The following is a 14,508-nucleotide window of genomic DNA, read 5'->3' on the forward strand; positions in this document are numbered from 1 at the left end:
GCACCAGCGATTGCAGGATATGTTTGAAATCAAGCGGTTTCATCGCCACCCTCCTGATTGCAGCAAAACTGTATATTCAGACAGATTGCAGGGGGTACGGTTCCACAGGCAACGGTGACATAGCCAATTGAAAAGGCCCTTCGCGACCGTCGCCGGCGAAGGGCCCCGATTGCATCGGCCGGCGGTGCTCAGCGGGCGATGGGCTTGTAGCGGATACGCTTGGGCTTGGCGCCTTCCTCACCGAGGCGCTTCTTCTTGTCTTCCTCGTATTCCTGGTAGTTGCCGGCAAAGAAAGTCCATTGGGACTCGCCCTCGGCGGCCAGGATGTGGGTGCAGATGCGGTCGAGGAACCAGCGGTCGTGGGAGATGATCAGCGCGCAGCCGGCGAATTCGAGCAGCGCGTCTTCGAGCGCCCGCAGGGTTTCCACGTCGAGGTCGTTGGACGGTTCGTCGAGGAGCAGCACGTTGCCGCCGGCCATCAGGGTCTTGGCCAGGTGCAGGCGGCCGCGCTCGCCACCCGACAGGTTGCCGACGAGCTTCTGCTGGTCGGCGCCCTTGAAGTTGAAGCGGCCGATGTAGGCCCGGCTCGGGATCTCGGACTTACCGATGGTGAGGATGTCGGCGCCGCCGGCGAGCTCGTCGAACACCGTCTTGCTGCCGTCGAGGCAGTCGCGGGACTGGTCCACATAGGCGATCTTGACCGTGGGCCCGATCACCACGTCGCCGGCGTCCGGCTTGTCCTGGCCGGTGATCATCTTGAACAGGGTCGACTTACCGGCACCGTTGGGGCCGATGATGCCGACGATGGCGCCCGGCGGAATGCTGAAATTGACCTTGTCCATCAGCAGCTTGTCGCCAAAGCCTTTGGTGACGTCGGTGAACTCGATGACCTTGTCGCCCAGGCGCTCGCCCACCGGGATGAAGATCTCCTGGGTTTCGTTGCGCTTCTGGTATTCGACGCTGGACATCTCCTCGTAGCGGGCGAGACGCGCCTTGCTCTTGGCCTGGCGGGCCTTGGGGTTGGAGCGCACCCATTCGAGTTCCTGCTTCATCGCCTTCATGCGGGCGCCTTCCTGCTTGGCTTCCTGCTCCAGGCGGGCTTCCTTCTGCTCCAGCCAGCTGGAGTAGTTGCCCTTCCAGGGGATGCCCTGGCCGCGGTCGAGTTCGAGGATCCACTCGGCGGCATTGTCGAGGAAGTAGCGGTCGTGGGTGACGGCCACCACGGTGCCCGGGAAGCGGCACAGGAACTGCTCGAGCCACTCGACGGACTCGGCGTCGAGGTGGTTGGTGGGCTCATCCAGCAGCAGCATGTCTGGGCGCGACAGCAGCAGCTTGCAGAGGGCCACGCGGCGCTTCTCGCCGCCCGACAGCGGGCCGATCTTCGCGTCCCAGGGGGGCAGGCGCAGGGCGTCGGCGGCGATCTCGAGCTGGGTCTCGATGTCGGCGCCGCTGGTGGCGATGATGTTCTCGTACTTCGCCTGCAGCTCGGCGAGCTTGTCGAAGTCGGCGTCCGGCTCGGCGTAGGCGGCGTAGACCTCCTCCAGCTTCTGCTTGGCCTCCATCACTTCGCCGAGGCCGGACTCGACCTCTTCGCGGACGGTCTTGTCCGGATCGAGCTTCGGCTCCTGGGGCAGGTAGCCGATGGACATGTTGGGCTGCCACTGCACCTCGCCGTCGTATTCCTTCTCGACGCCGGCCATGATGCGCAGCACGGTGGATTTGCCGGCACCGTTGAGGCCGAGCAGGCCGATCTTGGCGCCGGGGAAGAAGGACAGGGAGATGTCCTTGATGATCTGCCGCTTGGGCGGGACGACCTTGCTGACGCGCAGCATGGACATGACGTATTGGGCCATGGCGTACTTTCCGGGGATGCAAAAAACGAAGGCGCAACTTTACCCCACTTGGCGCGCGGATGCGGAGCCGGGGGCCTTCAGCAAGACAACGGGGGGCGCAGCCCGGTGCTGCAGGCGGCCACCAGGGTGCCGAGAATGGAATCCTGCGCCTCGCGCGACAGGAAATAGGGGTAGAGCGTGCGCGCCTGGGGGTCGGCGGTGCCGCCGAAGCGGGCGATCTGTTCGTCCATGTGGCTGAGTTCCAGGTGCATCAGCACCGCCGGGGCGTCTACCCGGGGGCAGATCCGCTCCGCGCCGATGATCCGGAAGCCCAGCATGCGCCGGTAGAAGGCGGCGTGGCGGGGATGGACCTCGATGACCGCGTCGGTGGACCGGTGGATCAGCCGGGCGTGGATGTACACCAGATGGATCAGTGCGCCGAGCACTTCGCGGGAGTTGTGCCGGGTGTCCATCGCCAGCCGGCTGAGTTCGCACAGGCGCGCCCCCCGGCTGCGCAGGGCCGCGAGTTCGTCGGGATACAGGGTGTCGGCGAGCAGGCCCTGTTCGTCGTCGAGCCCGAGGGTCATCGTGCCACAGACCTCGCCGTTCTCGGAGGCGACCAGGGTGATGCGGTCGGGGCGCCCGGTGGGCATGGCGCTCTCCACCAGGTTGAGGCCCCGCCAGCCGTACATCCGCTCGATCAGGAGGCGCAGCGCCTGGCCATGCCGGGCCGGGTCCGCCTGCTCGACCGTGTAGCTGGCACGGATGCCCGCCCCCCCATCGACGTCATCGGTCGGCGGCGCGAGCATTGGCACGGTGAAGGCGGTCTGTTTGTCCATTGCGCCGAGTTTGAGGCGTGATGGCCGGGGGGCGCATGCAACGGAAATCACACCCGCGGCCTCAAACAGCCGAGGCAGGCTTTTTTTGCGCCCGGAGCAGGAACTACTTGGCAGACACGCTACCCATTTCAGGCGGCAAACTGGAGGCGGGCCAGCCTTGCGTAAAGGCCCCCGGCGGAGATCAGGTCGGCGTGCCGTCCCTGCTGGACGACCCGCCCGCCGTCGAGCACCACGATGCGGTCGGCCCGCTGCACGGTGGCCAGGCGGTGGGCGATGACGAGAGTCGTGCGGCCGCGCATCAGGCCCTCGAGGGCCGTCTGCACCATTCGCTCGCTCTCGGCGTCGAGGGCCGAGGTGGCCTCGTCGAGGAGCAGGATCGGCCGGTCCGCCAGGATGGCCCGGGCGATGGCGATGCGCTGGCGCTGGCCGCCGGAGAGGCGCACGCCCCGTTCGCCCAGGTCGGTTTCGTAGCCCTCGGGCAGGCGCGCAATGAATTCGTCGGCAAAGGCCGCCGCGCAGGCGGCGTGCACCTCGGCCGGGCTCGCGTCGGGGCGGGCGTAGCGCACGTTGTCGGCGACGCTGGCGGCAAAGATCACCGCCTCCTGGGACACCAGCGCCATGCGCCGGCGCAGGGCCAGTGGGTCGGCCTCGGTGAGGGGCAGGCCGTCGATCCGGATCACCCCGCTCTCCGGATCGTAGAAGCGCAGCAGGAGCTGGAAGACGGTGCTCTTGCCGGCGCCGGAGGGCCCCACCAAGGCCACCGTCTCGCCGGGCGCCACGCGGAGGTTGAAGTCGTCGAGGGCTGGTGTGTCGGGGCGGGACGGGTAGCGGAAGCTTACCCGCTCGAAGTCGATCGCGCCGCGGGCGGGTTCGGGCAGCGCCCTGGCTTGGGCCGGAGCCTGGATCGCCGGGCGGGTGGACAGGATTTCCAGCAGCCTTTCGGTGGCCCCGGTGGCCCGCTGCAGGTCGCCCCACACCTCCGACAGCGCGCCGACGCTGCCGGCGACGATGGCCGCATAGAACACGAAGGCCGACAGCTGGCCGGCGGACAGCTCACCCGCCAGCACGTCGTGGCCGCCGACCCACAGGATGAAGGCGATCGCTCCGAACACCAGCACCAGCACGCAGGCCACCAGCAGAGCCCGGTTGGCGACCCGCTGGCGGGCGGTGGCAAAGCTCTGTTCCACCAGCGCGCCGAAGGCCCGCCGGTCGGCCGCCTCGTGGCCGTAGGCCTGCACGATGCGGATCTCGTGGATGGTCTCGTCGATGCGCTCGCCGAGCGCCGCGACCCGCGCCTGGCTGGCCCGGGCCAGCGTTCGCACCCGGCGTCCGAACACGATGATCGGCGTCACGACCAGCGGCACGCCGGCCACCGTCAGCAGGCTGAGCTTGAGGCTGGTGGTGAACAGCAGCACCAGCCCGCCGACCAGCAGCAGCGCGTTGCGAAGGGCGATCGACAGGCTGGAGCCGATGACGTTTTCGATCTGGGTGGTGTCGGCGGTGAGGCGGGTGATCACCTCGCCGGTGCGGCCGGCCTCGAACCACGCTGGCGGCAGCGTGAGCAGGTGGTCGAAGACCCGCCGTCGCAGGTCGGCGGTGACCCGCTCGCCCAGCCACGACACGTTGTAGAAGCGGACGTAGGTGGCGAGGGCCAGCATCAGGATTACCGCGACCATCGCCGCTAGGGTGCGGTCGAGCCAGGCCGGGTCGCCCGCGGCGAAGCCCCGGTCGATCACCGCGCGCAGGCCCTGGCCGACCGCCAGCATCGCCCCGGCAGCCACCACCAGGGCGACGAGGGCGAGGATCACGCGGCGGCGGTAGGGCGCCAGGAGTTGGAGTAGCAGGGGGAACATGGCATCCGGCGGTTGGGATGGGAGGGGCCCGATTCTACGGCCTATCCCGGCGGCCGATCGCCACGTCCATCGGATGTCCGGGTGCTAAAGCGCGGCGTGGCCCGGTAAGCTATGACCTTTGTCCCGTAAAGGCCCGCGCATCATGTTGTCCATGCTTCCCCTGACGGCCGGGGTCACCCTGCTGATCGTCCTCCTCATGTTCGGCACCACCTTCGCGGTGGGCAAGGGCCGCCACCGCTACGGCATCCAGGCGCCGGCGGTGAGCGGTCACCCGGCCTTCGAGCGCCTCTACCGGGTGCAGATGAACACCCTCGAATGGGCCCTGATGACCCTGCCGTGCCTGTGGATCTGCGCCGCCTACGTGGGCGACGCCGTCGCCGCCGGGCTGGGCGGCGTGTGGCTGCTGGGGCGGGTCTGGTACGCGGTGGCCTACGCCCGAGACCCGGCCCTGCGGGCCAGGGGCTTCACGGTGGGCGCGCTGGCCTTCGGTGCCCTCGGCCTCGCGGCGGGCGGCGGCGTGCTGTGGCATCTGCTGGGGCTCGGGCGATGAGGCGGCGGATACGTCTGGCGGCCCTGGTGGGCATGCTGCCGGCTGTCGCGCTGGCGGCCCCGCCCTTGCCCGGGGTGGGCGCCGACGGGCGTGGCGTGACGGTGTCGGGCATCTCGTCCGGTGGCTACATGGCGGTGCAGTTTCAGGTGGTGTATTCGAAGCGGGTGCGCGGCGCCGGCATCATCGCCGCCGGCCCCTATGATTGCGCCCAGAGCAGCAGCATCCGGGCGCTCAAGCACTGCATGTCGCCCACCTGGTGGGCGTCGCCGCCGGGGCCTGCCGAGGTCAAGGCGCGCATGGAACCCCGCGCCCGCCTGGGCCTGATCGACCCGCCCGCCAGCCTAGCCGACGATCGGGTCTGGATGCTGGGCGGCGCGGCCGACACAACCGTCGAGCCGCCGGTGATGGATGCGCTGGAGGCCTTCTATCGCCAGTGGGTGCCGGCCGGCGCGATCCGCCGGGTCCGCCTGCCGGAGGCGGGCCACGCGATGATCTCGGTGGCCGACGGCAAGGCCAACGCCTGCGGCACGTCGGAGCCACCCTACATCAACCGCTGTGGCGACTTCGATGCGGCCGGCGAGCTGCTCCGGCACCTGCTGGGCCCGCTCGAGCCCCGGCGCGCGCCCGATGCCGGGGCACTGCTGACCTTCGACCAGCGGCCGTTCATCGACGGCCCGCCGGCGGACATCAGCATGGCGGAGCAGGGCTTCGTCTATCTGCCGGCCGCCTGCCGGGCGGGGGGCTGCCGGGTGCATGTGGCCTTCCACGGCTGCCGGCAGGGCGAGGACCAGATCGGCAGGCGCTTCGTGGAGGGCGCCGGCTACAACCCCTGGGCCGAGGCCAACCGGCTGATCGTGCTGTATCCCCAGACCGTCGCGCGGACCGGCTGGGTCGCCGGGTCGTACCGCTGGATCCTCAATCCCAAGGGCTGCTGGGACTGGTGGGGTTACAGCTCGGCGGACTACGCCACCCGCAACGGCCCCCAGCTGGCGGCCGTGCGCAGGATGGTGGACCGGCTGCAGCAGCCCGCCCGCTGAGGGCTGCTGAGCGCGCCGGGCAAGGGGCTTACTTTTCGACGAAGGCGCGCTCGATGACGTAGTCGCCCGGTGCGCCGATGTGCGGGGAAATCTTGAAGCCGCGGGCGTCGAGCATCTTGCAGCAGTCGTCGAGCATCGCCGGGCTGCCGCAGATCATCGCCCGGTCCACCGCCGGGTCGAGGGGCGGCAGGCCGATGTCGGCAAAGAGCTTGCCGTTCTCGACGAGGTCGGTGACGCGCCCCTGGTTGCGGAAGGGTTCGCGGGTCACGGTGGGGTAGTAGATGAGCTTGTCGCGCACCGCCTCGCCGAAGAATTCGTTCTGCGGCAGCTCCTGCTCGATGAAGTCGGCGTAGGCCAGCTCGGAGACGTAGCGCACGCCGTGGAGCAGCACCACCTTCTCGAAGCGTTCGTAGGTTTCCGGGTCCTGGATGACGCTCATGAAGGGCGCCAGGCCGGTGCCGGTGGAGAACAGGTAGAGGTTGCGCCCCGGCAGCAGGTCGTGGAGCACCAGGGTGCCGGTGGGCTTCTTGCTGATCACGATCGGGTCGCCCGGCTTCAGGTGCTGCAGGCGCGAGGTGAGGGGGCCGTTCTGCACCTTGATGCTGAAGAACTCGAGGTGCTCCTCGTAGTTGGGGCTGGCGATGCTGTAGGCGCGGGTCAGCGGGCGGCCATCCACTTCGAGGCCGATCATCACGAACTGGCCGTTCTCGAAGCGCAGCCCCGCGTCGCGGGTCACCTTGAAGCTGAACAGGGAGTCGTTCCAGTGATGGACGTCGAGGACGGTCTGGGTGCTGAGTTTGCTCATGGTCGGGTCTTGCGGAATGAACGGGATGAGCAGGATTGTAGGGATATTACAAATCTACAAAATGGATTGTATTAATATGGTTGTTCTGTTTTTTAGATAAAAGCCCGATGCGCTATACCCTGCGCCAGCTCGAGATCTTCATCGCCGTCGCCCGCCATGAGAGCGTCTCCCGCGCCGCCGACGCGCTGGCCCTGTCCCAGTCGGCCACCAGCACCGCGCTGGGCGAGCTGGAGCGGCAGTTCGACACCCAGCTCTTCGACCGCATCGGCAAGGCCCTGCGCCTCAACGAGGCGGGCCACGTGCTGCTGCCCCAGGCGGTGCAGCTGATCGAGCACGCCCGCGAGATCGAGGCGATGCTGGCCCGCCAGACCGACTTCGGCCCGCTGCAGGTGGGCGCCACGCTGACGGTGGGCAACTACCTGGCCAACCTGATCGCCGCCGATTTCCTGCGCCGCCACCCGGGGGCCCGGATCGGCCTGTCGGTGCATAACTCGACGACCATCATGCAGCAGCTGCTGCGTTACGAGCTCGACCTCGGCCTGATCGAGGGCAACTGCCGCCACCCGGAGCTGATCGTCGAGCCCTGGGTGGAAGACGAGCTGGTGGTGTTCTGCGCGCCGGGGCATCCGCTGGACCACGGCCGGCCGGTGGGCATCGGCGAACTCGCCGCCCATGACTGGATCCTGCGCGAGGCGGGCTCCGGCACCCGTGAGACCTTCGAGCAGGCCCTGCGCCATTTTGGTGGCCGCCTGCGGGTGCGGCTGGAGCTGGAGCACACCGAGGCCATCAAGCGGGCGGTGGAGAGCGGCTTCGGCATCGGCTGCATCTCCCGGCTGGCCCTGCGCGAGGCCTTTCGCCGGGGCAGCCTGCGGCCGGTGGAGACTCCGGAGCTCGACCTGCGGCGGCAGTTCCAGTTCGTCACCCATCAGCGCAAGTACGTCACCGCCGGCATGCGCGAGTTCATCGCCCTGTGCCGTCAGATGACGGCTGGCGTCGCCCGCAGCGACGAGATCCCCTTGCCCTTCATTCCGTGAGCTGTGCACAAGCCGCCAGAAACCCACATCCGGCGTGGGCAAGGCTGTGGAAAAGCTGTGCGGGGTGCTGTCATCTAACGGACACAAAAGGGTTTTTTATCATTGCCTAAAAATAGAGCAATGCTTTTTAAACTGCTTTGCGAATAGCTTTTAACTATACACACAGAACCGGGGATAACTTGTGGATAAGCTGTTGACGGGAGGCTTAACGGTCTGATTCATAAGGAAAACAGTCCGCCGCCTCAAAATGGTGCAGCGCAAACATGGGTGCGTGAACCCCCCGTTTTTCCCCAGCGAAGGTGGGCAAGGATGTGGAAAAACTGTGGGAGTGGCAGGCAAGCCCTTCAGCCGTAAGGCTTTTATCCCATTGCACAAAAATGAGGCAGCCGCCGTTTTCCCACGGCCCGGTTAAAATCGGCCCTCGCTGCCTTGCTCCCCCTTGCGCTCTTTTGTCCCCTCATTTTCTGGCCATCGTCATGTCTGCTCCCATCCTCTACACGATCCAGGCCGCCCAGCCGGCCGCGCACCTGTTCGACGTCAGCCTCACGCTTGCCGAGCCGGACCCGGCCGGGCAGGTGTTCAGCCTGCCGGCGTGGATTCCCGGCAGCTACATGATCCGCGAGTTCGCCCGCCACATCGTGAGCCTGTCGGCCGAGGCGGAGGGCAAGCCCGTGCCGGTCACCAAGCTCGACAAGCACAGCTGGCGTCTGCCGGCAGGTGTCCCGGGCCCGGTGACCCTGCGCTACACGGTCTATGCCTGGGATCTCTCGGTGCGCAGCGCCCACCTCGACCCGACCCACGGCTTCTTCAACGGGACCAGCGTCTTCCTGGCCGCCCATGGCCATGAAGATCGGCCCCATCGGGTGGACATCCTCCCACCCAAGGGCCTCGATGGCGCCGGCTGGCGGGTCGCCACCAGCCTGCCCGAGGCCGTCGGTGAGGAGGGCGCCGCCGAGCGCTACGGCTTCGGGCTGTACCGGGCCGACAGCTACGACGACCTGATCGACCACCCGGTGGAGATGGGCACCTTCACCCTGGGCGAGTTCGACGCCTGCGGCGTGCCCCACGCGGTGGCCATCACCGGCCGCCACGATTGCGACATGGACCGCCTGCTGGCGGATCTCAAGCCCATCTGCGAGGGCCAGATCCGCCTCTTCGGCGAGCCGGCGCCGATGAGCCGTTATGTTTTCCTGACGATGGCCGTCGGCGACGGCTACGGCGGGCTGGAACACCGGGCCTCCACCGCGCTGCTGTGCAGCCGCGCCGATCTGCCCTACCCGGGCATGGAAGAGGCCACCGAGGGCTACCGGCAGTTTCTCGGCCTGTGCAGCCACGAGTACTTCCACACCTGGAACGTGAAGCGCATCAAGCCGGCTGCCTTCGTGCCCTACCGGCTGACCGAGGAGAACTACACCCGCCTGCTGTGGGCCTTCGAGGGCTTCACCTCGTATTACGACGACCTGATGCTGGTGCGCAGCGGGCGCATCGGCCTCGACGACTACCTCAAGCTGCTGGCGAAGACGATCACCCAGGTGCACAAGGGCAGTGGCCGGCGCAAGCAGAGTGTCGCCGAGTCGTCCTTCGAGGCATGGACCAAGTACTACCGCCAGGACGAGAACAGCCCCAACGCGATCGTCAGCTACTACACCAAGGGCGCGCTGGTGGCGTTGCTCCTCGACCTGCGCCTGCGCGCCGACAGCCACGGGGCGCGCAGCCTCGACACCCTGATGCAGGCCCTGTGGCAGCGCCACGGGCAGACCGGCGTCGGGGTGGCGGAGAACGGTATCTTCGCGCTGGCCGCCGAGCTCGGCGGCGCGGAGCTGGCAGCGTGGCTGCAGGAACTGGTGGAAGGCACCGCGGAGCTGCCGCTGGAACACGGGCTGTGCCGGGTCGGCCTCAGGCTGACCTGGGAGCCGACCAGCCCGGCGCCCTGCATCGGCGTGCGGACGGTGGCCGAGGGTGAGGCGCTGAAGATCGCCAACGTCTTCGACGGCGGCTCGGCCCAGGCGGCCGGGCTGTCGGCGGGGGATGTGCTGGTGGCGATCGACGGCCTCAAGGCCACCGCCGCCGGCTTCGACAAGCTGCTGGCCCGCCGGCTGGCCGGCGATCGGGCCGAGATCCATGCCTTCCGGCGGGACGAGCTGATGCGCTTCGAGGTGGAGCTGCGGGCGCCGGCCGCCGACACCGCCAGGCTGGCCACCGACCCCGAGGCCGGCCCGGCGGCGCTGGCCCTGCGCGAAGGCTGGCTGGCCGGCGATCAGGCGAAATAACCGTGCAGGAACCAGCCGTGGGGCGCCCGGCGCTCCCGGAAGACCCACACCAGGCTGTGGTCCGGGCGGCGGGCCACGTAGTAATCGCGGCACACGTCGGCGCCGTCTCCGTCCCACCAGCCTGACTCGATGCGCTCCGGCCCGGCCAGCAGGGCGTCCGCCGCAGGTTGCGCGATGGGGCGGGGCGGGGCCAGCAGCCAGAGGGGGCGCGGGGGCGCGGGGCGCCGGTCGGCAGGGGGGCGAACCGGGGGCTGCAGGGGCGTGTGATGGCGCCAGGCGCCTTCGGGGCGGTGGTCGGAATGCACCGCCAGGCAGCGCACCGCATCGTCGCCGAGCCGGGCCCTGAGCGTGGCGAGGAGCAGGCCCGGGTCGCCCTGGCGGCCACCGTCGCCGTCGAACAGATCGACGCTGGGCGGCGCCAGAGGACGGGGTGCGTCCGCCTCCAGGCGCAGGGCCTCGACAGGGGCGACGAGGGGCTGGCGGGAGAGATGCTCCCGGGCCAGCAGCTGGCAGCGGGTCATGTCCCGGTCGAGGGTGCCGAGAACGATCTCGAGGCGGGTTTCGGCTTCGTGTCGGTTGCGCTCGTGTTCGAGCACCAGGGTGAAGGCTTCCAGCCCCGCCTGGCGGGCTTCGAGCCAGCCCGCCAGCCCGCCGAGCAGGCGCCGCAGGCCGAACAGCAGGCTGTCCACCTGGTCGGTGGGGGCGGGGAGGGGCAGGCGGCCGACGTAGCGTTCCGGCGGCACAAACCAGGGGCGGGGGTCGGGCACCAGGCCCAGGGCGCGGTCGAGCTGCGCCAGCACCTGCCGGGCCTGGCGCCGGGCCAGGCCGTTGCGGGGAAGCCGGCGTACATCGCCGAGGCAGCTCGCCCCGACGCCGGACAGGAGGTCGAGGGTGGACGCGTCGAGCCCGCCTCCATCGGCCAGCGCAGCGAGGGGCAGGGCGTCGATGGCGGTCTCCAGGGCCGGGGCTTCGCTCACCTGGCTGCCGGGCGCGAAGCGGGCCAGCCAGCGCGCTGCCAGGGGCGTGGGGGCCAGTGCCAGCCGGCCCGCAAAGCCGAGCGCCTCCAGGCCATCGAGGATGGCCTCGCAGAGGGGTGTCATGCCACCGAACAGGCGCAGGCTGGGCTCGACCTCGAGCAGCACGGTGGAGGCGTCCAGGCTGATCGAAGGGGTGAAGCGCGCGGCCCAGCTGGCCACCTCGACTAGCGCGGCGTGCTCCAGGCGAGGGTCGCGATCGACCAGCCGCAGCCCGGGCGCCAGGGCCAGCGCTGCGGCGCGGCCCATGCCAGGCTCCACGCCGCCCGCCAGGGCCGCCGGGCACGCGCCCGCCACCCGCTGCCGGGGACGCGGCCCGAGGACGGCCAGGGGCGTATCGTCAGTGTCTCCCCGGGTGAATACCTGCAGGGCCAGGTCGGGAAGGTGGAGGGCGCACCAGAGCATGGACGGAAGCCGGGCCGGCGCGCAGGGCCGGCTGGAGAGGGGGTGGGGCGGATACGGGCTGTGGCCCGGCGGATGGGTCTTTGCCGCTGGCCGTGCCCCCGCTGCCTGCCGGCCCGGGCAGGTCGACCGGGATGGGGTGGAGCAGTGGGGGGCCGCGCCGCTTGAGGATGTGTACCTCCACACCGCCCGGACGGGCTGCCAGCGCCAGCCTCAGCGCAGCGGGTGACGGCTGGCGGGCGAGGCTGTCTGGACGCAGCAGGAAGAGGGGCGTGGCGTTTTCTTCGGCGGTGAGCTGCAGGCGCCGCAGGGCGCCCAGGTCTGCCTCGGCAAGCCACAGCAGCACGACGTCGCAACTGCCCGAAGCCAGGGCCTGCCGGGCAGCCCAGCGGGCATGGGCGGCGCTGGCGGCCTCGACGACGAGCAGGCGTTCGAGGGGCACTCCGGCCGCCGCCAGGGCCGGTGCGTAGAGCGGTTCGGGGGGCGCGATGCAGACCGCCCAGCGCCGGGGCGCCACCTGGGCCAGGAGGGGCAGCAGGAGGCCCAGTTCGCCCACCCCCGGATGGGGCAGGAGGAGTTCGGTGAGGGCGGCCTGGGGCCAGCCACCGCCGGGCAACACGGCATCGAGCCGGGGGTGGCCGGTGGGCAGACCGGGGGCGGCCGGGGAGGCCAGCCGGTCTCCGCGCCAGACCAGGCTCTCCAGGCCGAGCGGCGTGTCATGGGCAAGGTGGGCGGGCGCGGGCATGGTCGGGGCTCAAGACGCTGGAGGAGGCTGAACAGGGCGCCGCGACCCGGCCGGAAGGGCGTCACGCCGCCCCGGGACGCTCAAGTCAACGCAGGGCCGCCCCAGGTTTCCTTGGCCCCCACGGGGGCGGGCTGGGTGGAGCCCGGCCCCGGGGGCGTTCAGATCGGCTCGCTGCGGATCAGGCCGACGGCGAGCCCTTCGATTTCGAGCGACACGCTGCGGGTGTCCACGACGATGGTCTGGAAATCCGGGTTCGCGGCCTGCAGTTCGACGATGGGGCCCTTGCGCTGCAGCCGCTTGACGGTGACCTCGTCGTCGACCCGGGCGACCACCACCTGCCCGTTGCGGGCTTCGTGGGTGCGATGGACGGCGAGCAGGTCGCCATCGAGGATGCCGGCATCGCGCATGCTCATGCCGCGGACCTTGAGGAGATAATCGGCGCGGGGCGAGAACAGCCCCGGGTCGACCTGGTAGCGGCCCTGCACGTGTTCGGCGGCGAGGATGGGGCTGCCGGCAGCGACCCGCCCGATCAGCGGCAGGCCCAGGGCCTCCATGAGGCGGATGCCACGGGCCCGGCCTTCTTCGAGGGCGATGGCCCCCTTGGCGGCGAGGGCGCGCAGGTGGGTTTCGGCCGCGTTGGGGGAGCGAAAACCAAAGGCGGTGCAGATTTCAGCCCGGGTTGGCGGGCGCCCTTCCTGCTCGACGGTGTCGCGGATGAGCTGAAGGATTTCCTGCTGTCGGGGGGTAAGCTTGTCAGCCATGAAGCGCTCCTGTTAGTGCTATGTATTTTTATACAGTTTTGTGCAAGTGGCAAGGTGGTGAATGCTCGCAGATGTGAAAACCTGCCCCGTGACAAACATCAAAAATAGCCGATGAAATGCTTGAGCCGGCGTGCCGGGTGGTCTATCCATTCAAAGACATGCCTTGTACGCTTGAGCGTGTGAGCAGTGGATGTACCGGAAAAGAAGAGCACGACAAACGCGCGTCACCCGTCGAATCGCCAAAACAGCCGGGCGCCAGTCATTCGCAGCCCGTCGCCCCAGAGGAGATCTTCCATGCTTGTCAGCCCCCCGCACGCTTCAGGTAGAGTTCTCAAACCGGCTCGGTTAGAATCCCCAACCGTCCCAGCGGACCTGTGCGAAGGCCAGCCCGCTCCGCTCTTTTCCCTGCCCGATGCCGACATGGAAATGTTCGATCTGGCCTCGGTGCTGGGTTCCCATCATGTGGTCCTGTATTTCTACCCCCGTGACAACACCCCCGGCTGCACCCGTCAGGCCATCGATTTCAGCGATCACGACGCCGACTTCGCCAAGGAGCGCTGCATCGTGATCGGCATCAGCCCCGACGACTGCCTGACCCACGCTGACTTCCGCGACGAGCACGGCCTGTCGGTCGAGCTCCTCGCCGACGAAGAGGGCGAGGTGTGCAAGCTGTACGGCGTGTGGCAGTCGGAGATGCGCGAGGGGGTCATGAAGCGCGGCGTGCGCCGCTCGACCTTCATCATCTCGTCCGACGGGGTGCTGAGGCACGTGCTGCACGACGTCACCCCGCGGGGCCACGCGGCAGAAGTCTTTCAGCTGGTCAAGCAACTCAACTCAAGGAAACTAAATGGAAATCGCCAAAAACACGGTCGTCACGCTTAACTACACGGTCAAGGACCCCGATGGCAACATGATCGACGACGGCCACCACCCTCTGGTGTATCTGCATGGCGGTTACGACGGCATCTTCACGGTGATCGAGGAAGCCCTGCACGGCAAGAAGGCCGGCGATCAGCTGGTGGTCAAGCTGCTGCCCGAAGACGCTTTCGGTGAGTTCGACGAGGAGCTGGTGCTGGTGGAAGATGCCTCCCTGTTCCCGGACAACATCGAGGTCGGCATGTCCTTCGAGCGCGTCGGCGACAACGACGACGAAGAGATGGTCTACCGCATCACCGACATCGCCGACGGCAAGGTGGTGGTGGATGGCAACCATCCCCTGGCAGGCACCGCGCTGGTCTTCGACATCACTGTCAAGAGCGTGCGCCCGGCCAGCGCCGAAGAGATCACCCATCGCCACGTGCATGGCGAAGGTGGCCATCACCACTGAGTGCCCCAGGGCCGGGCTT

At 68.8% G+C, this 14,508-nt stretch carries 13 protein-coding genes; 6 read left to right on the forward strand and 7 right to left on the reverse strand.

Features of this window, described 5'->3' with window-relative positions; all coding sequences use genetic code 11:
• Positions 1-188: 188 nt before the first annotated feature.
• The 3 genes from ettA to ACE3OU_RS15555 form a co-directional block, all read right to left on the reverse strand.
• On the reverse strand, positions 189-1,853 hold the full coding sequence (gene ettA, locus ACE3OU_RS15545; protein ID WP_374242460.1) for an energy-dependent translational throttle protein EttA: 1,665 nt from the start codon (positions 1,851-1,853) through the stop codon (positions 189-191).
• A gap of 77 nt (positions 1,854-1,930) precedes the next feature.
• Positions 1,931-2,671 (reverse strand): long-chain N-acyl amino acid synthase, encoded by a 741-nt coding sequence (locus ACE3OU_RS15550; RefSeq protein ID WP_374242461.1) that lies wholly within the window; start codon positions 2,669-2,671, stop codon positions 1,931-1,933.
• A 128-nt stretch (positions 2,672-2,799) separates the two neighbouring features.
• Complete coding sequence (locus tag ACE3OU_RS15555; RefSeq protein WP_374242462.1) at positions 2,800-4,524, reverse strand: ABC transporter transmembrane domain-containing protein; 1,725 nt, start codon at positions 4,522-4,524, stop codon at positions 2,800-2,802.
• A 151-nt stretch (positions 4,525-4,675) separates the two neighbouring features.
• Here ACE3OU_RS15555 and ACE3OU_RS15560 point away from each other — a divergent pair, with 151 nt between their 5' ends.
• Entirely contained in the window at positions 4,676-5,074 is a 399-nt protein-coding gene (locus tag ACE3OU_RS15560) for an MAPEG family protein (RefSeq protein ID WP_374242463.1), read from the forward strand.
• Complete coding sequence (locus ACE3OU_RS15565; protein WP_374242464.1) at positions 5,071-6,111, forward strand: poly(3-hydroxybutyrate) depolymerase; 1,041 nt, start codon at positions 5,071-5,073, stop codon at positions 6,109-6,111. The genes ACE3OU_RS15560 and ACE3OU_RS15565 overlap by 4 nt, the downstream gene beginning before the upstream one ends.
• A gap of 28 nt (positions 6,112-6,139) precedes the next feature.
• On the opposite strand, the gene ACE3OU_RS15570 is transcribed toward ACE3OU_RS15565, so the two are convergent.
• Entirely contained in the window at positions 6,140-6,916 is a 777-nt protein-coding gene (locus ACE3OU_RS15570) for a ferredoxin--NADP reductase (RefSeq protein WP_374242465.1), read from the reverse strand.
• A gap of 107 nt (positions 6,917-7,023) precedes the next feature.
• On the opposite strand from ACE3OU_RS15570, the gene ACE3OU_RS15575 reads away from it, so the two are divergent.
• Together ACE3OU_RS15575 and ACE3OU_RS15580 are read left to right on the forward strand one after the other, a co-directional pair.
• Positions 7,024-7,950 (forward strand): LysR family transcriptional regulator, encoded by a 927-nt coding sequence (locus ACE3OU_RS15575; protein WP_374242466.1) that lies wholly within the window; start codon positions 7,024-7,026, stop codon positions 7,948-7,950.
• Positions 7,951-8,426: 476 nt separating this feature from the next.
• Positions 8,427-10,220 (forward strand): M61 family metallopeptidase, encoded by a 1,794-nt coding sequence (locus ACE3OU_RS15580; RefSeq protein WP_374242467.1) that lies wholly within the window; start codon positions 8,427-8,429, stop codon positions 10,218-10,220.
• Here the strand turns inward: ACE3OU_RS15580 and ACE3OU_RS15585 are convergent.
• From ACE3OU_RS15585 to lexA, 3 genes are all read right to left on the reverse strand, one after another.
• Positions 10,208-11,659, reverse strand: coding sequence for a DNA polymerase Y family protein (locus ACE3OU_RS15585; RefSeq protein WP_374242468.1), 1,452 nt, complete (start codon positions 11,657-11,659; stop codon positions 10,208-10,210). The genes ACE3OU_RS15580 and ACE3OU_RS15585 overlap by 13 nt on opposite strands.
• A complete protein-coding gene (gene imuA / locus ACE3OU_RS15590; RefSeq protein WP_374242469.1) occupies positions 11,595-12,401 on the reverse strand; it encodes a translesion DNA synthesis-associated protein ImuA in 807 nt (268 codons plus the stop codon). Before imuA ends, ACE3OU_RS15585 begins: the two co-directional genes overlap by 65 nt.
• 158 nt (positions 12,402-12,559) lie before the next feature.
• Positions 12,560-13,162: a transcriptional repressor LexA gene (lexA, locus tag ACE3OU_RS15595; RefSeq protein WP_374242470.1), complete on the reverse strand. Its 603-nt coding sequence runs from the start codon at positions 13,160-13,162 to the stop codon at positions 12,560-12,562.
• Positions 13,163-13,534: 372 nt separating this feature from the next.
• Between lexA and ACE3OU_RS15600 the strand changes: the two genes are divergently transcribed.
• Both ACE3OU_RS15600 and ACE3OU_RS15605 read left to right on the forward strand, forming a co-directional pair.
• Complete coding sequence (locus ACE3OU_RS15600; RefSeq protein WP_374242486.1) at positions 13,535-14,044, forward strand: peroxiredoxin; 510 nt, start codon at positions 13,535-13,537, stop codon at positions 14,042-14,044.
• Positions 14,010-14,489 (forward strand): peptidylprolyl isomerase, encoded by a 480-nt coding sequence (locus ACE3OU_RS15605; RefSeq protein ID WP_374242471.1) that lies wholly within the window; start codon positions 14,010-14,012, stop codon positions 14,487-14,489. The genes ACE3OU_RS15600 and ACE3OU_RS15605 overlap by 35 nt, the downstream gene beginning before the upstream one ends.
• Positions 14,490-14,508 lie beyond the last annotated feature (19 nt).

It is taken from the genome of Zoogloea sp., assembly GCF_041908905.1.
Classification (GTDB): domain Bacteria; phylum Pseudomonadota; class Gammaproteobacteria; order Burkholderiales; family Rhodocyclaceae; genus Zoogloea.